Genomic DNA, 20,159 nt, shown 5'->3' with positions numbered 1-20,159 from the left:
AAACCGCGTGGGGTGGCCCACAGTGACCGCATGCCTCTTCGGCGTGCCCTCCCCCGCCGCATAAGCTGACCGGATCCCGGAGCTGGCAAAGGAGCCTGGCAGTGCCGTCCACCACGTTTCAGCACACCGAAGTCCTCCCGCTGGGCAAGGACACCACCACCGAATACCGGCTGGTCACCGACCAGGGCGTCGAGACCGTCGAAGCCGCCGGGCGGACCTTCCTCAAGATCGAGCCGGAAGCGCTCACCACCCTCGCGCGCACCGCCATCACCGACATCCAGCACCTGTTGCGCACGTCACATCTGAAGCAGCTGCGCGCCATCGTCGATGACCCCGAAGCCTCCGGGAACGACCGGTTCGTCGCCATGGACCTGCTGCGCAACGCCGCCATCTCGGCCGGTGGGGTGCTGCCCATGTGCCAGGACACCGGGACCGCCATCGTCGTCGGCAAGCGCGGTGAGGGCGTCCTGACCGGCGGGGACGACGAGCGCGCGCTCTCGCAGGGCATCTTCGACGCCTACCAGCAGCTCAACCTGCGCTACTCGCAGATGGCGCCGGTCACCTTCTGGGACGAGCGCAACACGGGCACCAACCTCCCCGCCCAGATCGAGCTCTACCACAAGGAGGGCGACGCCTCCTACGAGTTCCTCTTCATGGCCAAGGGCGGCGGCAGCGCCAACAAGACGTTCCTGTACCAGGAAACCAAGGCCGTCCTGAACCCGAAGCGGCTCGCCCGGTTCCTCGACGAGAAGCTGCGCAGCCTCGGCACCGCGGCCTGCCCGCCGTACCACCTCGCGATCGTCGTGGGCGGGATGTCGGCCGAGTTCAACCTCAAGGTCGCGAAGCTCGCCTCCGCGCGCTACCTCGACAACCTGCCGACCGAGGGCTCGGAGCTGGGGCACGCCTTCCGCGACCCGAGCCTGGAGCAGCAGGTCCTGGAGATGACCCGGCAGTTCGGCATCGGCGCGCAGTTCGGCGGCAAGTACTTCTGCCACGACGTCCGCGTCGTCCGGCTCCCCCGCCACGGCGCGTCCTGCCCCGTCGGCATCGCCGTCTCCTGCTCCGCCGACCGGCAGGCCAAGGCCAAGATCACCGCCGACGGCGTGTTCATCGAACAGCTCGAGCGCGACCCGGCGCAGTTCCTCCCCGAGGTCACCGAAGAGGACCTCTCCGACGACGTCGTGAGCGTCGACCTCAACCGGCCGATGGCCGAGATCCGCGCGCAGCTCTCGCAGCTGCCGGTCAAGACGCGGCTTTCGCTCACCGGGCCGCTGGTCGTCGCGCGCGACATCGCGCACGCCAAGATCGTCGAGCGCCTCGACGCCGGTGAGGGGATGCCGGACTACCTGAAGAACCACCCGGTCTACTACGCCGGCCCGGCGAAGACGCCCGAGGGCTACGCGTCCGGCTCGTTCGGGCCGACCACGGCCGGGCGGATGGACTCCTACGTCGAGCAGTTCCAGGCCGCCGGCGGCTCGCTCGTCATGCTGGCCAAGGGAAACCGCTCGAAGCAGGTGACGGCCGCGTGCCAGGCGCACGGCGGCTTCTACCTCGGCTCGATCGGCGGCCCGGCGGCGCGGCTCGCGCAGGACTGCATCAAGAAGGTCGACGTCCTCGAGTACGCCGAGCTCGGCATGGAAGCCGTGTGGAAGATCGAGGTCGAGGACTTCCCGGCGTTCATCGTCATCGACGACAAGGGCAACGACTTCTTCGCCAGCACCGGCGACCCGGTGCTGCAGATCAGCTTCCGTTAGCACGCAGGGGAAGGGGACACCGGCCCGCCGCCGGTGCCCCCTTTCTTCCCTGCTCCCTCAGCCGACGCGCTCGATCCGCGCGCGCCGGATGAGGAACTTTCCGGGCTCCCGAACCTGTTCGAAGGCCGCGTTGTTGAGCAGCGTGCAGCTGCCCGACACCGACGTGACTTCCACCGTGGTGGACTTCGAGTTGTCCAGGTTCGTCACCTTCAGCCGGGTCCCCGCCGGGAACTGGTTGCTCGACGCGGCCGGTGAGCCGCCTTCGCCCGAGAGCGTCACGGTCGACCCCGCGCACACGACGTCGCCGACGGCGCCGGTGTCCACTCCGGACTGGACCGGCGGCTGGTTCTGTTGCTGCGGCTCGCCTTGCTGCGCCGGGGCCTGCTGGGCCGGTGCTTGGGCAGCCGGGGCCTGCGCGCCTTGGCCGTTGCCCGCCACGACGTTCGCCGTGCACTCCGCGACCTGACGCCGCTGCTGGATCAGGTCGACCACCGCCTGCCGGTTGGCGATGCGCGCCGTCGACTGCGCGTCCGGGTTCGCCTGCTGGCCCGCGATGAAGTTCAGGTTGTTCTGCAGTGCGGTGTCGAGTCCTGCGCAGTTCTCCTTGGGAGCTTCGGCCGCGTTGCTCGCCGGGCTGCTCAGCGCGATCGCGGTCGCGGTGATGCCGGAAACGCCCAGCAACGCGGCCAGCCCGATGGTCGCCTGCTTGCGGTGCCGACCACTACTCAACCGGGGCATGCGCCCCTCCTCTCTGATCACCACCTCACTCTGGGACACGGCCCGACAACGAAGGCGGTTCACCGGATCCGCGAAATTTTCGACGGCTTCGACGGCGGAGTTCAGCCGACCGGTACGCCGTGGTCCGAACCATTGACGCGCGCGGCCGTGGCCAGCGCCCAGCGTCCGGTGGTGAGCAGGCCCAGCGCGAACACCAGCGCCCCGCAGACCGCGACGATCACCCAGGCCACCCGGTCCGCCGCGGGCGTCGCCGCCGCGACGACCGCGCCGATCACCGCCACGCCCAGGGAAGCCCCGACCTGGCGGCTCGTCGACGCCACCGCCGCCGCGAGACCCGCGCGTTCCCGCGGCATCCCCGACACCGCGGCGTTGGTGATCGGCGCGTTGAGCATGCCGAACCCGGCGCCGAAGCACACGTAACCCAGCACCAGCACCGGAATCGGCGTCGCCGGGCCGATCCCGGCGAGCACGAAACCGGACACGGCGATCCCGGCGCCGGCGACCAGCAGCGGCAGCCGCGGCCCGCGGGCGGCGACCACCCGGCCCGACAGCGGCGCGCACACCGCCGTCACCGCGGCCATCGGCAACGTCAGCAAACCCGCGTGCAGCGCGGAAAACCCGCGGGTGTCCTGCAGGTACAGCGAGTTGAGGAAGAGGAACCCGGACAGCGCCGCGAAGCCGGTGACGGCGGTGAGCGTCGCGCCGGAGAACGGGACGCTGCGGAAGAACCTCAGTTCCAGCAACGGATCCGTGCGCCGCCGCTCGTACGGGAGCAGGACGGCCAGCGCGATCGCGGCCACGGCGAAGCACCCGATGATCTCCGGCGACGTCCAGCCCGCGCCGCGGCCTTCGATGATCGCGTAGGTAAGCGTGGCCAGCAGCACGATGACCAGCAGCTGCCCGACCGGGTCGAGGCGGCGCGGGTGCGGCGAACGGGATTCGGGCACGAAGAACGCCGTCAGCACGATCGCGGCGACGCCGACCGGGACGTTGATCCAGAAGATCGAGCGCCAGCCCGCCCAGCCGACGAGCGCGCCGCCGACCACCGGCCCGACCGCCATGCTCAGCCCGACCACCCCGGCCCACACGCCGATCGCGCGGGCGCGCTCGCGGGGTTCGGTGAAGACGTTGGTGACGATGGACAGCGCGACCGGGTTCAGCATCGACCCGCCGATGGCCTGCAGCGCGCGGAACGCGATCAGCGTCCCGACATTGGGGGCGACGCCGCACAGCAGCGAGCCGAGGCTGAACAGCGCGAGCCCGGTCTGGAACGTGCGGCGCCGCCCGATCCGGTCGGCGGTCGAGCCGGACAGCATGAGCAGGCTCGCCAGCACGAGCGTGTAGGCGTCGATCGTCCACTGCAGACTCGAGACGGACGCGCCCAGGTCTTCGCGGATCGCCGGCAGGGCGAGGTTCACGATCGTGTTGTCGAGCCCGACGATGAACAAGCTCAGGCAGCAGACGGCCAGGACGACCCGGGGCCGGACGGGCTGGGGCACCGCACCCTCGCAAGTAGTTGCACGGACAATATTAAGCACTGTACAACTAATTGGGTGCGGCCCTCGTCAGGCCGGGAACAGCTCCGTGAGCCGGGCGAGGGTCTTCTCGATGCCCTCGGCGTTCTTGCGCGGGAACGGGCTGAGCGTGATGGCCAGCGGGAACTTCGCCGTCGACCAGTCGAAGGTCTCGGTGACCTCGGTGCGGCCGCCGTCGAGGGGTTCGAGGCGCCAGCGCCAGCGGTGGCCGTTGAAGTGCCGCCACGCGATCAGGCGGCCCTCTTCGAATTCGACCACGGTGTTGAGGATCTTGTAGGACGGGCCCAGCTTCATGTCCATGCCGAACGTGGCGCCGAGCGAGAGCCGGTCCGGACCGCCCGGCTGGGCGGCCCGGACCGTGCCGGATCCGTCGATGAGCGGGTGCTGGGCCGGATCGGCCAGAAGCCCGAAGATCTTCTCCGGGGTCGTGGCGACGATCGCGGTGCGTGAGACCTGGCGGCTTCCCATCACCCGAGCCTAGGCCAGGGTGATCACTTCGGCGGCGTGGTCTTCAGCACCACGGTGCGCTGGTCCAGCGGCGCGGCCAGCGCGACCGAGATCACCGGGTACCGGATGTCCATCGTGCACATCTGGCCGGTCTGGGCCTTGGTCTCGCTGAGGTTGACGACGACGTGGTCGCCCCCCTGCTCCGTCGCCTCGCCGAGGGCGTGCCCGCACCCGCCCTCCTGGGCGCGGATGTTGAGCACGGTGCCCCCGTTGGCCGTCCACACCTCGTGCGGGAAGCCACTGGGCAAGGCGGTCGCATCGACCTTGGCCGGCGGCACCGGCGTACTGCCTTCGGGCACGGTGAGCCGCGGCTTGCCCGGCGGGTTCGCCGACGGCGTCCCGGGCAGCACCGACTCACTGGGCGACGTCGAAACGCTCCCGGTCGGCGCGGCGGAATCACCCCCGGCAGCGGGCTGGCTGGTGGGCATGTCCTGGCCGGCGCAGGCCGTCGCCATCAGCAGGAACGCGCCTGTCCCGACCACCTTCGCTAAGTACCTCATGCCCCGAAGACGGAACGGGTGCGGTGCGGGGTTGCACGGAAGATCGATCCGGTCCGGTCCGGCGGCGAGCGAGGTGAGGCGGAGCTTTCACGTGAAAGCTCCGCCTCCGGAGAGCGGGATGTGGTCTGGGAGGACCGTCCCGGGCTCCCCGGGGTGGCCCTCCCAGCGTCCGGGCGGGGTCAGCCCTGGCGGAGCACCACCGTGCGCGTGCCGAGCGGCTCGGCCAGCGCCAGCGGGACGGTGATCTCCCGGATGTAGTCCGGGCACATCTGCCCCTTCTTCGCCGCGCTGACGGCGATGAGCACCACCACCTGCTGCGGCGTCTGCTCGCCGACCCGGGCCGAGATGTGGCGGCAGCCGCCCTCCTCCGCCTGGAGGATCACCGTCTTGCCGTCGAGGCTGCGGGTGAGGCTGCGCGGGAAGCCCTCGGGCAGGGCGCGCGCGTCGACCTGGGACTCCGCGATCACGTCGTCGCCCGGGGCGATGCCCTGGGTCGGGCGGCCGACCGTCTGGGACGGAGGCGGTGGGGCCGGCACCGAAGACGACGACGACGAAGAAGGCAACGGCGCCGGCCCGGCCGCGCCGGAGTCCGAACGGGCTCCGCACGCGGTCAGCGTCAGGAGCAGCAGGACCGTACCCAGCAGTGTGCGCATACCTGCCAGACGGACCGGACGCCGAAACGGTTGCACCTACCGGTGCGCCGCGCGGCCGCGGACCAGGCCCAGCAGGATCACCCCCGCGCCGGTCACGGCCAGCAGCAGGACCGTCGCCGCCGAGGCGAGGAACACCTGGCCGCGGTCGGTCAGGGCGAAGATGCTCGCCGGGAGCGTGCGCCAGTCCGGTGGGTACAGCATCATCGTCGCGCCCAGCTCACCCATCGACATCGCCAGCGCGAGGCTCGCCGACGCCGTCATCGCCGGGAGCAGCACCGGGACGCGCACCCGCAACAACACCCGCACGGGTGAGGCCCCGAGGGACGCCGCCGCCTGCGCGAGCTGCGGGTCGACGCGGGCGAGTGCCGCCGAGACCGTGCTGAACGCGAACGGCAGCAGGATCAGCAGGTGGCCGAGCAGCACGATCCAGCGGGTCCCGTTGAACGCCAGCGGCGGCCGGCTGAACGCCACCAGCAGCGCCAGCCCCAGCACCACCGACGGCACCGCGATCGGCAGGTGGAACAGCGTGCCGGCGAGCCGCCGCAGCCGGGGCGACGCCGTTTCCGCGGCCAGCGCCGCCCACGTGCCGAGCAGAACCGCCACCGCGCCCGCGACGACCCCGGTCTGGATGCTGACCGACAGGCTCGCGAACGTCTCCCCCGCCAGCGCGTCCGCGTAGTGGCCGAGGGTGAACCCGCCCGGCAGCACGCCCGTCCAGTGCCCGGCGAACGACGCGAGCACGATCATCACCAGCGGGGCCGCGACGACGATCGCGAACACCACGCCGAACACCAGCCACAGCAGCACCTTGCTACGCAGCGTCCACAGCAGCACCGCGACCCCTTCCCGCGAGAACCCGGTAACACCCGTACAACAGCAGCGAAAGCACGACGTCGACCAGCGCGACGACGCTCGCGGCCGGGAAGTCGAACGTGACGATCCCCTTGCCGTACACCAGCATCGGCAGCGTCGTGACGCCCTTCGCGCCGAGGAACAGCACGATGCCGAACTCGTTGAGCGCGAGCAGCAGCGTCAGGCACGCGCCCGAAGCCAGCGACGGCAGCGCCGCGGGCAGCACCACCCGCGCGAGCACCTGGCCCGGCCGCGCGCCCAGCGATGCGGCGACGTCCAGGTGCACGCCGGGGACCTGCCCGAACGCCGCCAGCGCCGGCCGCAGCACGAACGGCGTGTAGAACGTGATCTCGGCCAGCAGCACACCCCACGGCGAGTACAGGAACCCGCCGGCGCCGAACACGCCCGCGCTGCCGTACAGGAACGTGAACGCCAGCGCGATCAGGAACGACGGGAACGCGAGCACCGTGTCGGCCAGCCGCGACAGCGTCCGCGCGCCGGGGAACGGGACGAACGCGATCACCAGCGCGAGGAACGTGCCGAGCACGACGCAGCCGGCGGTGGCGCCCAGCGCGAGCAGCACCGTCTGGAACGCCGCGTCGCGGAACTCCGCCGAGCCGAGCACCCCGGCCCAGACGCCCAGGCCGAACCCGCTGTCCGTGGTCAGCGACTGCCCGGCCACCAGCACCAGCGGGTAACCGAAGAACACGGCCACGACCACCAGCGGCGGCAGCACCCACAGCGAACCCCGTCGTGAGCGGGGAACGGGGTGGGAACGCTGTTCCTCACCCACGAGGGCCACGGCGGTCACGAGGCGGTCCCGACCAGCGGGCAGCCGTCGGGGATGGACACCCCGACCGCCGCGCCGACCGCGAACGCCTCGGGCACTTCGGCCCGGATCGTCGTGCCGGTCGCCAGCACCAGGTCCAGCCGGTAGCCGGTGCCGCGCCACTGCACGGCCTTGACCAGCGCCGGGAGCGTGCCCGCGCCCGGCTCGCCGACGCCGACGCGGTGCGGGCGCACGCCGAGCGCGAGCGGGCCCGGGCCGAGCGCGCCGGTCGGCTCGGCGGTCAGTTCGCGCTCGCCGAGGCGGACGGTCGCCGGGGGCCCGGCGCGGACCAGGTCGACCGGGATCAGGTTGGCCGCGCCGAGGAAGCTCGCGGTGAACGCGGACGCGGGCCGCCGGAAGAGCTGTTCGCACGGCCCGGTTTCGACGAGCCGCGAGTCGCGCATGACGGCGATCCGGTCGGCCAGCGCGAGCGCTTCGCCCTGGTCGTGGGTGACGTAGACGAGCGTCGTGTCCGGCAGTTCGGCGCGCAGCCGCAGCAGCTCCGCGATCATGTCCTCGCGCAGGGCGGCGTCCAAAGCGGACAGCGGCTCGTCGAGCAGCAGCACGTCCGGCCGGATGGCCAGTGCCCTGGCCAGCGCGACGCGCTGCTGCTGGCCACCGGAAAGCTCGCGCGGGAACCGGCGGGCGTAGGCCCCCATCCCGACCAGGTCGAGGACCTCGGCGACCCGCCGGGTCACGTCCGCCCGCGGCCGGCGGCGGGCCTTGAGGCCGAACGCGACGTTGTCGCCGACGCGCATGTGCGGGAACAGCGCGTAGCTCTGCACGACGACACCCAGACCGCGCCGGTGCGGCGGCAGGTCCGTGACGTCCTCGCCGTTCAGGAACACCCGGCCCGCGCTGGGCCGCACGAACCCGGCGAGCGCCTTGAGCGCCGTCGACTTGCCGGAGCCGGACGGCCCGAGCAGGGCGAGGGTTTCGCCGCGGCCGACCGCGAGGTCGAGGGAGTCCAGCGCGGTGGTCCGTCCGAACCGGACGGACACCCCGCGGAACTCGACGGACGGCGTCACCGGCCGACGGCCTTCTTGTACGCGGCCAGGTCGGCGTCGAGCTTGCCGAGCACCGCGGTCCAGTCCGGGTGCCAGATCTCGACGCCGTCGAGCGCGGCCTTGATCTTCGCCGCGTTCGCCCCGGTGGCGGTGACGTCGGCGCGGGCCGGGATGCCGTACGCGTCGGCGGCCTTGGCCTGGACTTCCGGCGAGAACAGGAAGTCGAGGAGCTTTTTGCCCTCCTCCGAGTGCGGCGCGTTCGTCACGAGCCCGGCGTAGTACGGCAGCGCGAAGGTCGAGCGCTTGCCCTGCGCGTCGGCCGGGAAGAACACCTCGAAGCCGCCGCTCTTGGCGATCTCGGCGAGGTTCATCTGGACGTCGCCGTTGGCCACCAGCAGTTCTCCCTTGGCCACCTTCGGCTGCAGCTTGCCGGTCGAGGACGACGGCCCGGCGTTGTTCGCCTCCAGCTTGGCGAGGTAGCCGAGCGCGCCCTGCTCGCCGAGGACGTGCTGCAGCTGCAGGAGCACCGCGGTGCCGTCGCCCGCCTCGCCGGGCGTCGAGTACTGGACCTTGCCCTTGAGCTTCGGGTCGAGCAGGTCGTCCCAGGTCTTCGGGGTGGCACCCGGGTTGCGGATGAAGCTGAGGTAGTTGTTCATGATCGCGGCGAACCGGCCCTGCGAGTCCTTTTCGGACACCTGGTCCGCGCCCTTCGGCGCGTAGGGCTGCAGGAGGCCGGCGACGCGCTGGATGAACGGCGGCAGCGTGACGAGGACGTCGGCCTGGGTGTTGGCCTTTTCCTTCTCCACGCGGGAAGCGACCTCGCCGGAACCGGCGGTGACGGCCTGCACCGTGATGCCGGTCTGCGCCTGGAATTCGGCGAACCGCGCGGTGTACCAGTCTTCCAGTCCGTCCACTGTGTACACGGTGACGGTCTTGCCGCCGGCGGTCGCGGCGCCGGTGCCACCGCAGGCGGAGAGCAGGGCGGTCAGCACCACCGCGAGGACGGCGGCCAGTGTCTTCTTCATCGGGTTTCTCCTTCGAGCACGGCGGGGAGGGCGGAGACGGAGTCGAGGACGTGGGTGGCTTCGGCGAGGTCTTCGCGGCGGCCGGCGCCGGTGAGCACGCCCGCGACGACGGACGCGCCCGAGCGGAGGCCGCACAGGACGTCCGAAGCGGTGTCGCCGACGACGGCGATCCGCCGCACGTCGGTGACTTCGAGCCGCATCGCGGCGGTGAGGACGAGGTCGGGGAACGGGCGGCCGCGGACGCCGTCGCCGGGCGCGAGCGCGAGGTCGGCGAGGTCGCGCCAGCCGAGGGCGTCGAGGATGGCCTGCTGGGTGGCGGGTGCGAAGCCGGTGGTGAACGCGACCTTGACGCCGGTCTCGCGCAGGCCGCGGACGACGGCTTCGGCCCCCGGGACCGGCTTGCTCTCCCCCGCCGCCACCAGGTCCCCGTAGGCGGCTTCGAAGGCCGCGTTCGCTCGCCGGGCGAGGTCTTCGTCGCCGAGCAGGGCCCGGAAGACGACGATCTTCGACTGGCCCATGGTGTCGAGGACGTACCGCAGCATCCGCGGGTACTCCTCGTCGGGCACGCCGGCGGCGCGGATGGCTTCGGTGAAGGCCGTCACGACCAGGCCGTCGTCGGCGACGGTCGTGCCGGCCATGTCGAGCACGACGAGTTCGGGGGTCACAGGTCCAGCTCCTCGGCGGTGTCTTCGGCGATGGCGGGCGAGCAGGTCATGCCGCGCCCGCCCGGCCCGGTGACCAGGAAGGCGTTGTCCGCGACGCGCGCGCGGTGCACGATCCGGCCGGGGTCGGTGGTCTGCGCGTACACCCCGGCCCAGCGGCGGCGGATCCGCGGCAGCGGGCGCCCGAGCAGGGTCCCGGCGACCTCGGCGAGGTGCTCGTACGGGTCTTCGGTGACGTCGAACCCGAACGGCTCGTCGTACTCGTGGGTGTCGCCGACGGTCAGCGAGCCGTCGAGCCGCTGGACGAGCAGCAGCTGCATGCGGTGGGCGGCCGCGACGGCGCCCTGGGGCTGGGTTGCGGCCAGCGCGTCGAGCGCGGGGCCGCGGTAGGCCGGGTAGTAGCGGAAGCTGTCGCCGTCGGCGACGCTCGTGGTGAGCTCCTCGCCGAGCGGCTCGGTCTGGGCCATCTGCAGCCGTACGCGCCGCACCGGCGGGTCGCCGGCCAGCTCGCGCACGAGGCCACCGGTCCAGGCGCCGGTGCAGAACACGACGACGTCGCCCTCGTGCCGCTCGCCGCGGTCGTCGACGACGCCGGTGGCGCTCAGGTGCCGGACCTCGCGGCCGGGCCGCCAGGCGTAGCGGCCGGTTTTCCCCAGCTCGGCCCGCAGCGCGGGCTGAGCGGTCCGCGGCTCGACGGCGGCGTCGCGCTCGCACCGGAGCGCACCGCGGAAATCGCCGCGGAGAGCCGGGTTCAGCGCCCGCGTCTCGGCGGCGTCGAGGAGCTGGTACCCGCGCTCGGCGGCTTCGGGTCCTTCGGCGACTTCGCGCGCGACGTCGAGCTCGGCCTCGGTCCGGACGACGGTCAGCGAGCCGTTGGCGCGGAAACCGAGCGCCGGGACGCGCTCGCCGATCCGCTCCCACAGGCGCCGGGCCCGCCCGGCGGTCTCGAGTTCGGCGCCGGACGCGCGGCCGCCGACCCAGACCAGGCCGAAGTTGCGCACGGACGCGCCCCGGGCCTCGGGTTCGCGTTCGAGCTGGACGACGTCGTGGCCGCGCTCGACGGCCTGCCAGGCGTGCAGCGTGCCGAGCACGCCACCACCCACGATGAGGATTCGCACGCCGCACACGCTCGCTGCCGCGCGCCAACGAAAGCTGTCCCGACGGCTAACGCAGCGTGAAGCGCCCTCGAATATTGGACCGGATGAGTTATTGTTCCGTTACCAAGGCGGCCAGGCAAGCGGAGCGGGAGCCGGGCGCGAGGAGGGGTCAGTCCGTGCGGCCCAGGCGGGTCGAGAAGCTCAGCCGGTCACCGCGGTACAGCGAGCGCACGCGCTCGAACGGCACCCCGTCCGGCCCCCACGAAACGCGGTGCAGCAGCAGCATCGGCAGGGCCGGGTTGGTCCCGATCAGCAGCGCTTCCCGCGGGGTCGCCAGCACGGTCTCGACCCGCTCCTCGGCGCCGTCGAACACGACCCCGAGCCGCTCGCTCAGGCACGCGTACAGCGACTGCTCCGGGTCGAAGACGTCCAGCAGGTCCGGGAACCGCTCGACGAGGAGATATGTCGACTCCAGCCCGACGCGTTCCTCGTCGGCCAGCAGCACCCGCTCGAGGTGGAACACCTCGGCGTCCGACGTCACTTGAAGATCGGCCGCGAGCGCGCTGCCGGCCAGGCGCTTCTCCAGCGTGATGACGTTGCGGCCCGGCCGGATGCCCTGGCGCCGCAGCCCTTCGGTGTAGCTGACCAGGGCCAGCGGCTGGACCAGCTTCGGGCCGGCGACGTACGTGCCGCTCCCCTGGCGGCGGCTGAGCTTGCCTTCGAGGACCAGTTCGCTCACCGCCTGGCGCACGGTCGCCCGGGACACCTCGAACCGTTCGCACAATTCCCGTTCGGTGGGCAGCACCGCGCCTTCGCCGAGTTCCGCGATCACCGCCAGCAGTTCGACTTTCACCGCGTAGTAGCGCGGGACGCGGCCGTGCGCGGGAATCCCGTCGAGCACGGGACCGTCGGCGGACAGGCGGGAATGGCGCGAAGGGGCGGGCACGGAATCGACCCTATTCGGTTCCCCGCGCCCGGTGGTTCGCTGTGGCACGCAACACGGCCGTTACCCGGAGGATCACCCGGATGCGTTCGGCGCGATTTCCGCCGGTCCGGCGTTCACGGACGGGAAACAGCCGGTGAATTCCGGGGGCGCCGCGCCCGGAACCGGACGCCGGGTACGCCGCCGGTGAGAAATCACCCAACCGCCCGAAAGATCCGAAGAAAGTCGGTTGTCCCGGTCTGTGACCACCTGGTGTAGTCATGGGGCCGCTCTCGAGCTCGGCTTCCACAGTGGACACTGGAAGGACTGATCCCCTTGGCTCCCAAGCGCTGGTTCACCCTGCTCAGAAACGTCACCACCGCGGTGGCCGCGGTCGCCGCGGCGGCTTCGTTCGCCACCCCGGCGATCGCCGCCCAGCCGCCGTCCACCGACGTCGTCGGCGGGACGCGGGCCGCACAGGGCGAGTTCCCGTTCATGGTCCGGCTTTCCATGGGCTGCGGCGGGGCGCTGTACACCAACCAGATCGTGCTGACCGCCGCCCACTGCGTCAGCCGGACGGGGTCGAACACCTCGATCACGGCGACCGTCGGCGTCGTCGACCTGCAGAGCACGAGCGCCAAGAAGATCAAGTCGACCTACGTCTACCAGTCGCCCACCTACGGCACCTCGACCGGTGGCGACTGGGCGCTGATCAAGCTCGCGAGCCCGGTCACCGGCCTCTCGACGCTGCCGATCGCGACGACGTCGACCTACAACACCGGCACGTTCACCGTGGCCGGCTGGGGCGCGGCGACCGAGGGCGGCTCGCAGCAGCGGTACCTGCTGAAGGCGACCGTCCCGTTCGTTTCCGACTCCACCTGCCAGGCCCAGGGCGGCAGCTACCCCGACCTGATCCCGAGCGCGGAGATCTGCGCCGGCAACCTGACCGCGGGCGGGGTCGACACCTGCCAGGGCGACTCGGGCGGCCCGATGTTCCGCCGGGACAACAACAACGCCTGGATCCAGGTCGGCATCGTGTCCTGGGGTGACGGCTGCGCCCGGCCGCACGCCCCCGGCGTCTACACCGAGGTGAGCACGTTCGCGTCGAAGATCGCCGCGGCCGCCGCTTCGCTGTAACCGCTTCCGCCGCGACGAGGGGGCCCGCCGCGGCGGGCCCCCTTCAGCGCGTCTTGTCCAACCGGGACAGTGCTTCTTCGTAGCCGTTCACCAGGTCGGCGACGACGTCGGCGACCGGGCGGACCGCGTTCATCCGGCCCACGATCTGCCCGACCGGCATCGACACCACGCTCGGGTCGTTCGCCGCGTGGATCCGGTTGTGGGCGTGGGAAACCAGCAGGTTCTGCAGCGGCATCGGCAACGGCTCGGGCGCGTCCGCCGCGGCCCACGCCTCGGTCCAGCGGGTCTTGAGCAGCCGCGCGGGCTTGCCGGTGTAGATCCGCGTCCGCACGGTGTCCGCCGAGGACGCCGCGACGAGCGCCTGCTGCATCGCCACCGACTCGCCCATCGTCTGCAGGTACTCCTCGGTGGCGAGCCACATCGAGCCCATCCAGACGCCGGACGCGCCGAGCGCGAGCGCCGCGGCCACCTGCCGCCCGGAACCGATTCCGCCGGCGGCGAGCACCGGCACGTCGACGGCGTCGACGATTTCCGGCACCAGCACCATGGACGCGATTTCCCCGGTGTGCCCGCCGGCTTCGTAGCCCTGGGCCACCACGAAGTCGACGCCGTTTTCGACGTGCCGCACCGCGTGCTCGGCCTTGCCCGCCAGCGCCGCCACCGGCACCCCGCGGTCGTGGCACTGGGCGATGACGTCGGCCGGCGGCGAGCCGAGCGCGTTGGCGATCAGCTTGATCGGGTGGTTGAGCGCGACCTCGACGTGCGAGCGGGCGACCGAGTGCAGCCAGCCGAGCACCCCCGCGCGTTCGTCGGTGTCGTCCGGCAGCGGCGGCACCGACAGGTCGCGCAGCACCTTGTCGACGAACGCGCGGTGGCCGTCCGGGATGTGCTTCGAGAGGTCGACCTGGGTGCCCTCGGCGGGGATCTTCGCCGGCATCACGATGTCGACGCCGTAGGGCTTGCCGCCGGTGTTCTCGTCCATCCAGGTCAGCACCCGGTCGAGCTCGGCCGCGTCGTTGAACCGGACGCAGCCGAGCACGCCGAGCCCGCCGGCGCGGCTGAGCGCCGCGGCGACGTGCTCCGAGGGCGTGAACCCGATGATCGGCAGGTCGATGCCGAGCCGGTCGCACAGGGGTGTCCGCACTTCTGGTGTCCTCCTCAGACGGGCTGGGCCGTCGCCGGTTCGTGCTCGGCGGCGTAGCGCTGGGCCCACGGGTAGTCCGGCTTGCCGCTGGGCGAACGGCCGATCTCGGCGGCCAGCCAGACCGTGCGCGGCACCTTGTACCCGGCGATTTCGCCCCGCACGTGCTCCTCGAGCGCGGGCAGGTCCGGCTCGGCGCCTTCGCGGAGCTGGACGACGGCGGCGACGCGCTGGCCGAGCCGTTCGTCCGGGATGCCGATGACCAGGGCGTCGAAGACGTCGGGGTGCGACTTGAGCGCCCCTTCGACCTCCTCCGGGTAGACCTTCTCGCCGCCGGTGTTGACGCACTGGGAGCCGCGGCCGAGCAGCGTGACCGTGCCGTCCTCCTCGTAGCGGGCGTAGTCGCCCGGCACGACGTACCGGACGCCCCCGACCTCGACGAAGATCTTCTTGCTCTTTTCGGGATCGCCGTAGTAGCCGAGCGGGACGTGCCCGCGGCGCGCGATCAGGCCGACCGCGCCGGGCGCCGGCTCGACGAGCTCGCCGTCGTCGTCGACCAGGATCGCGTCCTTGCCGAAGCTGACCCGGGGGCCGGCGCTGTGGTCGGAGCCCTTGCCGACCATGCCGATCCCGGTGAAGCCGCTTTCCGACGAGCCGATGGCGTCGGTGATCACGGCGTTCGGGACCAGTTCGACGAATTCCTGCTTCACCGACTGCGAGAACAGCGCGGCGTGGCTCGACACGGCGACGAGCGACGAAGCGTCGTAATCACCCTCGCGGTAGGCCTCGATCAGCGGCCGCGCCATCGCGTCGCCGACGATCGTGAGGACCTGGACCTTGTTGTCCTGCACGGCTTTCCAGACCTCGTGCGCGTCGAAACGCGGCACGAAGACCACCGGGCTGCCGGTGAACAGCGCCCCGAACGCGGCCCACTGCGCGGCGCCGTGGATCAGCGGCGCGGCGGGCAGCCGGGTCAGGCTCCCGGCCTTGCCCTGCTCGGCGAGCGTCCACTCGTCCGGGACGTATTCGCCGGTGACGAAGTTGATGCCGCCGCCGAGCGCGCGCCAGACGTCCTCCTGCCGCCAGAGCACGCCCTTCGGGTAGCCGGTGGTGCCGCCGGTGTAGAGGATGTAGAGGTCGTCGTTGCTGCGTTCCCCGAAGTCGCGTTCGGGGCTCTGCGCCTCGAGCGCGGTTTCGTAGTCGACGCCGCCGTAGCTCCCGTAATCGCCGCCACTGCCGTCGTCGATCACGACAACGTGTTTCAGTTTCGGCGTTTCGGGCAGGACGGCGGCGACCTTGTCGGCGTAGCTGCGTTCGTGCACGAGTGCGACGAGCTCGGCGTCGGTGAAGAGGTAGACGAGCTCGCCGTGCACGTAGCGGTAGTTGACGTTGACGGCGATCGCGCGCAGCTTGTACGCCGCGATCATCGCCTCCAAGGCCTCGATCGAGTTGCGGGAATAGACCCCGATGTGGGACCCGCGTCCCACGCCGTGCGCGGCGAGGTGGTGGGCGAGCCGGTTGGCCCGCGCCTCCAGTTCGGCGAAGGTGACCCGCCGGTCGCCGCACACGACCGCGACGCGCTCCGGCACGGCGTCGACGGCGTGCTCCAGAAGATCCGCGATGTTGAGTGCCACGCCCTCAAAGTAGAACATGTTATCGTTCTGGGCAATGGCACTGCTCCTTCAGGAGGTCTTCCGTGGGTGAACCGCACGCGCTGGTTTCGCAGGAGGGGCAGACCCTCGTCGTCACGATGAACCGGCCCGAGGCGCGCAACGCGATCACCGGCGAGATGATGGCGATCATGGTCGAGGCCTGGGACCGGGTCGATTCGGACGACTCGATCCGCAGCTGCGTCCTGACCGGCGCGGGCGGCGCGTTCTGCGCGGGCGCGGACCTGAAGTCGATGTCCCGCAACTCCCCTTCGGAGTCGTTCGCCTCGGGCAAGTTCAACCCCGCGCACATCCCGGGCCTCCTGAAGGGCCGCCGCCTGACGAAGCCGCTGATCGCGGCGGTCGAAGGCCCGGCGATCGCGGGCGGGACGGAGATCCTCCAGGGAACGGACATCCGGGTGGCGGGCGAGTCCGCCCGGTTCGGGGTGTCGGAGGCCCGGTGGGGCCTGTTCCCGATGGGCGGGTCGGCGGTGCGGCTGCCGCGCCAGATCCCGTACACGGTGGCCGCGGACATCCTGCTGACCGGCCGCCACCTGACCGCCGCCGAGGCGTTGGCGATCGGCCTGATCGGGCACGTGGTGCCGGACGGGACCGCACTCGCGAAGGCCCTGGAGCTGGCTTCTTTGGTGAACGCGAACGGACCGGTCGCCGTGCGGGCGATCCTGCGGACGATCCGGGACGTCGAAGGCCTGCACGAGGAGGAGGCCTTCAAGCTCGACTCGCAGTACGGGATCGAGGTCTTCGCGTCGGAGGACGCGAAGGAAGGACCACGGGCGTTCAGCGAGAAGCGCAAGCCCGAGTTCCGCGGCCGCTGACATGGAACACGTTCTCCTAGAATCAAAGCACCACGTGGAGGGACCTTGTCGGTAGAACAAGAACGTGTTTCACTCAAGGGTGTGACCGAGACACCACTGGCGGCACCCCTCAACGTCGGCTTCGACTACACGCGCTCGACCGGGCCCGTACTGGGCCGGTTCGTCAACGGCCTTCGCGAGCACCGGATCGAAGGCATCCGCGGGAGCGACGGGCGCGTGCACGTGCCGCCGGTCGAATACGATCCCGTGACCGCCGAACAGCTCGGCGAGTTCGTCCCGGTGAGCGAAGAGGGCACCGTCGTTTCGTGGTCATGGTGCGCCGAACCCCTGGACGGGCAGCCGTTGCGCCGGCCGTTCGCCTGGGCGCTGGTCAAGCTGGACGGCGCCGACACCGCCATGCTGCACGCCGTGGACGCCGGCTCGCCGTCGAAGATCCACAGTGGACAGCGGGTGCGCGTGCGGTGGGCCGAGGAGGCCGTCGGGCACATCCGGGACATCGCCTACTTCCTGCCCGTGGACGCCGCGGACACCACGCCGACCGAGCCCGCTCCCCCGGTCGCCGCCCGGGAAGAGGGTGCGCCGGTCAGCGTCGTCATCACGCCCGTGCACCTGAAGTACATGCACTCCGCGTCACCCGAGGAAAGCCGTTACCTGCGCGGGCTCGCCGAGGGCAAGCTGATCGGGCAGCGCTGCCCCGCGTGCGAAAAGGTCTACATCCCGCCGCGCGGGGCCTGCCCGACCGACGGCGTGCCGACCACCGAAGAGGTCGAACTCCCCGACACCGGCATCGTGACGACGTTCTGCATCGTCAACGTCCCGTTCCTCGGCCAGCGGCTCAAGCCGCCGTACGTGGCCGCGTACATCCTGCTCGACGGCGCCGACATCGCGTTCCTGCACCTCGTGCTGGGGTGCGACGCCCAGGACGTCAAGATGGGCATGCGCGTGCGGGCGGCGTGGAAACCCCGCGAAGAGTGGTGGACGTCGCTGGAGAACATCAGCCACTTCGAGCCGACCGGCGAGCCGGACGCGGCCTACGAAACCTTCGCCCACCACCTGTGAGGTCCTGATGCCAGACGTCGCCATCGCGGGCTTCGCCAAGGCCCCCAACGTCCGGGAGACCGAGGGAACCACCAACGGCGTCGAAATGCTCGTCCCGATCTTCGCCGAGGTCTTCGAAAGGACCGGCCTGTCCAAAGAGGACATCGGCTTCTGGTGTTCCGGCTCGTCGGACTACCTGGCCGGGCGCGCGTTCTCGTTCATCGCCGCGGTCGACGCGATCGGCGCGTTCCCGCCGATCCACGAGTCCCACGTCGAAATGGACGCCGCCTGGGCGCTCTACGAGGCCTGGCTGAAGATCAGGATGGGCGAGGTCGAGACCGCGCTCGTCTACGGCTTCGGCAAGTCCAGCGCCGGGCAGCTGCGCCGGGTGCTCGCCCTGCAGCTCGACCCCTACGTCGTCACTCCGTTGTGGCCGGACTCGGTTTCGATCGCCGGGATCCAGGCGCGACTGGGCCTGGAGGCCGGGCTGTGGTCCGAAAAGGACCTGGCCGAAGTCGCCGCCCGAGGCACCGCGAAGGACGTCAGCGAACTGCTCGACACGCCGTACGTCGCGGATCCCTTGCGCAAGCACGACATCGCGCCGGTCACCGACGGCGCCGCCGTGATCGTCCTGTCCACTGTGGAACGGGCACGGGACATCGTCGAGCGGCCCGCGGTGCTCGCCGGGATCGAGCACCGCGTCGACTCCCCCGTGCTCGGCGCCCGCGACCTGACGCGCTCGCCGTCCACCGAAGCGGCGGCGAAGGCCCTCGACCTGGACGGCGTCGACCTCGCCGAGCTGCACGCGCCGTTCACGCACCAGGAGCTGATCCTGCGGACCGCGCTCGGGCTCGGCGACGGCGTCGACGTCAACCCTTCCGGGGGCGCGCTGGCCGCGAACCCGATGTTCTCCGCCGGGCTCGCCCGGATCGGCGAGGCCGCGGCCCGGATCCACCGCGGCGAATCCCGCAAGGCCGTGGCGCACGCGACGAGCGGCCCCGCCCTGCAACAGAACCTGGTGACCGTGCTGGAGGCCCGATGACCAAGCAGCTCACCGCCGTGCTCGGCACCGGCCAGACGCACCACCGCGCCAAGCGCGCGGACGTCTCGATGCCGGGCCTGCTGCGCGAGGCGATCGACCGCGCGATGACCGACGCCCAGGTGGGGTGGGCCGACATCGACGCCGTCGTGCTCGGCAAGGCCCCGGACCTGTTCGAGGGCGTGATGATGCCCGAGCTGTTCCTAGCCGACGCACTGGGCGCGACCGGGAAACCGTTGCTGCGCGTGCACACCGCCGGTTCGGTCGGCGGGTCGACGGCGCTGGTCGCGGCCTCGCTCGTCCAGTCCGGCGTGCACCGCCGCGTGCTCACCGTGGCGTACGAGAAGCAGTCCGAGTCGAACGCGATGTGGGGCCTGTCGATCCTGCCGCCGTTCCAGATGCCGGTCGGCGCGGGCGCGGGCGGCTACTTCGCGCCGCACGTGCGCTCCTACATCCGGCGCTCCGGCGCGCCCGACCACGTCGGGGCGATCGTCGCGGCGAAGGACCGCCGCAACGGGGCGCTGAACCCGTTCGCGCACCTGCGGCAGCCCGATATCACGGTCGAGTCGGTGCGGGCGTCGCAGATGCTGTGGGACCCGATCCGCTACGACGAAACGTGCCCGTCGTCCGACGGCGCCTGCGCGATGGTGCTCGGCGACGAGGCCGCCGGGGACGCCGTCGAGGGCGGGGCGGCCTGGATCCACGCGACGGCGATGCGCACCGAGCCGACCACGTTCGCCGGCCGCGACCAGGTGAACCCCCAGGCCGGGCGGGACGCGGCGGCCGCGCTGTGGGCCGAGGCCGGCATCACCGACCCGATGTCCGAAGTGGACGTCGCCGAGATCTACGTGCCGTTCTCGTGGTTCGAGCCGATGTGGCTGGAGAACCTGGGGTTCGCGCCCGAGGGCGAGGGCTGGAAGGTGACCGAGAAGGGCGAGACGGCGCTGGGCGGCCGGCTGCCGGTCAACCCGTCCGGCGGGGTGCTCTCGTCCAACCCGATCGGCGCGTCGGGCATGCTCCGGTTCTCCGAAGCGGCCAAGCAGGTCATGGGCCGCGCCGGCGACTACCAGGTGGACGGCGCGCGCCGCGCACTCGGCCACGCCTACGGCGGCGGCTCCCAGTACTTCTCGATGTGGCTGGTCGGCTCCGAGAAGCCCGGTTCCTGAACCGCACTTTCACGTGAAAGTGCGGCTTTGCGATGCAAAGCGGAGCTTTCCCTACGAAAGTGCGGCTTTGCG

20 protein-coding genes are annotated in these 20,159 nt (G+C 71.5%); 6 read left to right on the top strand and 14 right to left on the bottom strand.

The features are described 5' to 3' along the window. Positions 1 to 101: 101 nt before the first annotated feature. On the top strand, positions 102 to 1,754 hold the full coding sequence (locus tag AB0B33_RS05140) for a fumarate hydratase (RefSeq protein WP_360767049.1): 1,653 nt from the start codon (positions 102 to 104) through the stop codon (positions 1,752 to 1,754). Positions 1,755 to 1,811: 57 nt separating this feature from the next. Here AB0B33_RS05140 and AB0B33_RS05135 read toward each other — a convergent pair whose 3' ends face one another. The 12 genes from AB0B33_RS05135 to AB0B33_RS05080 all read right to left on the bottom strand — a co-directional run bounded on the left by AB0B33_RS05135 (position 1,812) and on the right by AB0B33_RS05080 (position 12,105). Next, a complete protein-coding gene (locus AB0B33_RS05135; protein ID WP_360767046.1) occupies positions 1,812 to 2,492 on the bottom strand; it encodes a hypothetical protein in 681 nt (226 codons plus the stop codon). Positions 2,493 to 2,593: 101 nt separating this feature from the next. Then, the gene (locus tag AB0B33_RS05130; RefSeq protein ID WP_360767043.1) at positions 2,594 to 3,991 is read right to left on the bottom strand and encodes an MFS transporter; all 1,398 of its coding nucleotides are present in this window, start codon (positions 3,989 to 3,991) and stop codon (positions 2,594 to 2,596) included. 66 nt (positions 3,992 to 4,057) lie between these two features. Further along, a complete protein-coding gene (locus tag AB0B33_RS05125) occupies positions 4,058 to 4,495 on the bottom strand; it encodes an SRPBCC family protein (protein WP_360767040.1) in 438 nt (145 codons plus the stop codon). 23 nt (positions 4,496 to 4,518) lie between these two features. Then, positions 4,519 to 5,016, bottom strand: coding sequence for a hypothetical protein (locus AB0B33_RS05120; RefSeq protein WP_315863292.1), 498 nt, complete (start codon positions 5,014 to 5,016; stop codon positions 4,519 to 4,521). 197 nt (positions 5,017 to 5,213) lie between these two features. Then, positions 5,214 to 5,687, bottom strand: a complete 474-nt coding sequence (locus tag AB0B33_RS05115; RefSeq protein ID WP_360767038.1) for a hypothetical protein — start codon at positions 5,685 to 5,687, stop codon at positions 5,214 to 5,216. A 36-nt stretch (positions 5,688 to 5,723) separates the two neighbouring features. Continuing rightward, positions 5,724 to 6,521 carry an ABC transporter permease subunit gene (locus AB0B33_RS05110; RefSeq protein WP_360767035.1) on the bottom strand — a complete coding sequence of 266 codons (798 nt, stop codon included), beginning with the start codon at positions 6,519 to 6,521 and terminating at the stop codon, positions 5,724 to 5,726. Further along, complete coding sequence (locus tag AB0B33_RS05105) at positions 6,499 to 7,332, bottom strand: 2-aminoethylphosphonate ABC transporter permease subunit (RefSeq protein ID WP_360767453.1); 834 nt, start codon at positions 7,330 to 7,332, stop codon at positions 6,499 to 6,501. The genes AB0B33_RS05110 and AB0B33_RS05105 overlap by 23 nt, the downstream gene beginning before the upstream one ends. A gap of 14 nt (positions 7,333 to 7,346) precedes the next feature. After that, positions 7,347 to 8,396, bottom strand: coding sequence for an ABC transporter ATP-binding protein (locus AB0B33_RS05100; protein ID WP_360767032.1), 1,050 nt, complete (start codon positions 8,394 to 8,396; stop codon positions 7,347 to 7,349). Beyond that, positions 8,393 to 9,400, bottom strand: coding sequence for a 2-aminoethylphosphonate ABC transporter substrate-binding protein (locus AB0B33_RS05095; RefSeq protein ID WP_360767029.1), 1,008 nt, complete (start codon positions 9,398 to 9,400; stop codon positions 8,393 to 8,395). Before AB0B33_RS05095 ends, AB0B33_RS05100 begins: the two co-directional genes overlap by 4 nt. Then, the gene (locus AB0B33_RS05090; RefSeq protein ID WP_360767027.1) at positions 9,397 to 10,065 is read right to left on the bottom strand and encodes a phosphonatase-like hydrolase; all 669 of its coding nucleotides are present in this window, start codon (positions 10,063 to 10,065) and stop codon (positions 9,397 to 9,399) included. The genes AB0B33_RS05095 and AB0B33_RS05090 overlap by 4 nt, the downstream gene beginning before the upstream one ends. Beyond that, positions 10,062 to 11,180 carry a TIGR03364 family FAD-dependent oxidoreductase gene (locus tag AB0B33_RS05085; protein ID WP_360767024.1) on the bottom strand — a complete coding sequence of 373 codons (1,119 nt, stop codon included), beginning with the start codon at positions 11,178 to 11,180 and terminating at the stop codon, positions 10,062 to 10,064. The genes AB0B33_RS05090 and AB0B33_RS05085 overlap by 4 nt, the downstream gene beginning before the upstream one ends. Before the next feature lie 148 nt (positions 11,181 to 11,328). Then, the gene (locus tag AB0B33_RS05080) at positions 11,329 to 12,105 is read right to left on the bottom strand and encodes a GntR family transcriptional regulator (RefSeq protein ID WP_360767021.1); all 777 of its coding nucleotides are present in this window, start codon (positions 12,103 to 12,105) and stop codon (positions 11,329 to 11,331) included. A gap of 312 nt (positions 12,106 to 12,417) precedes the next feature. On the opposite strand from AB0B33_RS05080, the gene AB0B33_RS05075 reads away from it, so the two are divergent. After that, on the top strand, positions 12,418 to 13,218 hold the full coding sequence (locus AB0B33_RS05075; RefSeq protein WP_360767018.1) for a serine protease: 801 nt from the start codon (positions 12,418 to 12,420) through the stop codon (positions 13,216 to 13,218). A gap of 43 nt (positions 13,219 to 13,261) precedes the next feature. Here AB0B33_RS05075 and AB0B33_RS05070 read toward each other — a convergent pair whose 3' ends face one another. Both AB0B33_RS05070 and AB0B33_RS05065 read right to left on the bottom strand, forming a co-directional pair. Beyond that, entirely contained in the window at positions 13,262 to 14,362 is a 1,101-nt protein-coding gene (locus AB0B33_RS05070; protein WP_360767015.1) for a nitronate monooxygenase family protein, read from the bottom strand. 14 nt (positions 14,363 to 14,376) lie between these two features. Further along, positions 14,377 to 15,993, bottom strand: coding sequence for an acyl-CoA synthetase (locus tag AB0B33_RS05065; protein ID WP_360767012.1), 1,617 nt, complete (start codon positions 15,991 to 15,993; stop codon positions 14,377 to 14,379). A 62-nt stretch (positions 15,994 to 16,055) separates the two neighbouring features. Between AB0B33_RS05065 and AB0B33_RS05060 the strand changes: the two genes are divergently transcribed. The 4 genes from AB0B33_RS05060 to AB0B33_RS05045 all read left to right on the top strand — a co-directional run bounded on the left by AB0B33_RS05060 (position 16,056) and on the right by AB0B33_RS05045 (position 20,087). Next, positions 16,056 to 16,844, top strand: coding sequence for a crotonase/enoyl-CoA hydratase family protein (locus AB0B33_RS05060; protein ID WP_360767009.1), 789 nt, complete (start codon positions 16,056 to 16,058; stop codon positions 16,842 to 16,844). A gap of 81 nt (positions 16,845 to 16,925) precedes the next feature. Then, on the top strand, positions 16,926 to 17,903 hold the full coding sequence (locus AB0B33_RS05055; protein ID WP_360767006.1) for an OB-fold domain-containing protein: 978 nt from the start codon (positions 16,926 to 16,928) through the stop codon (positions 17,901 to 17,903). Between the two features lie 7 nt (positions 17,904 to 17,910). Continuing rightward, complete coding sequence (locus AB0B33_RS05050; RefSeq protein WP_360767003.1) at positions 17,911 to 18,924, top strand: thiolase domain-containing protein; 1,014 nt, start codon at positions 17,911 to 17,913, stop codon at positions 18,922 to 18,924. Beyond that, positions 18,921 to 20,087 (top strand): thiolase domain-containing protein, encoded by a 1,167-nt coding sequence (locus tag AB0B33_RS05045; RefSeq protein ID WP_360767000.1) that lies wholly within the window; start codon positions 18,921 to 18,923, stop codon positions 20,085 to 20,087. Before AB0B33_RS05050 ends, AB0B33_RS05045 begins: the two co-directional genes overlap by 4 nt. The last annotated feature ends 72 nt before the right edge of the window (positions 20,088 to 20,159 follow it).

This window comes from Amycolatopsis sp. NPDC049159, from assembly GCF_040648295.1.
Classification (GTDB): domain Bacteria; phylum Actinomycetota; class Actinomycetes; order Mycobacteriales; family Pseudonocardiaceae; genus Amycolatopsis; species Amycolatopsis pretoriensis_A.
The sequence above is the reverse complement of the archived record's forward strand: the minus strand, read 5'-3'. Positions and strand labels throughout refer to the sequence as shown.

What these genes read in the sequence shown, in the direction of transcription:
- AB0B33_RS05135 (WP_360767046.1), bottom strand. Translation starts at nt 2,492, where the DNA reads ATGCCCCGGTTGAGTAGTGGTCGGCACCGCAAGCAGGCGACCATCGGG.
- AB0B33_RS05125 (WP_360767040.1), bottom strand. Translation starts at nt 4,495, where the DNA reads ATGGGAAGCCGCCAGGTCTCACGCACCGCGATCGTCGCCACGACCCCG.
- AB0B33_RS05115 (WP_360767038.1), bottom strand. Translation starts at nt 5,687, where the DNA reads ATGCGCACACTGCTGGGTACGGTCCTGCTGCTCCTGACGCTGACCGCG.
- AB0B33_RS05095 (WP_360767029.1), bottom strand. Translation starts at nt 9,400, where the DNA reads ATGAAGAAGACACTGGCCGCCGTCCTCGCGGTGGTGCTGACCGCCCTG.
- AB0B33_RS05050 (WP_360767003.1), top strand. Translation starts at nt 17,911, where the DNA reads ATGCCAGACGTCGCCATCGCGGGCTTCGCCAAGGCCCCCAACGTCCGG.
- AB0B33_RS05045 (WP_360767000.1), top strand. Translation starts at nt 18,921, where the DNA reads ATGACCAAGCAGCTCACCGCCGTGCTCGGCACCGGCCAGACGCACCAC.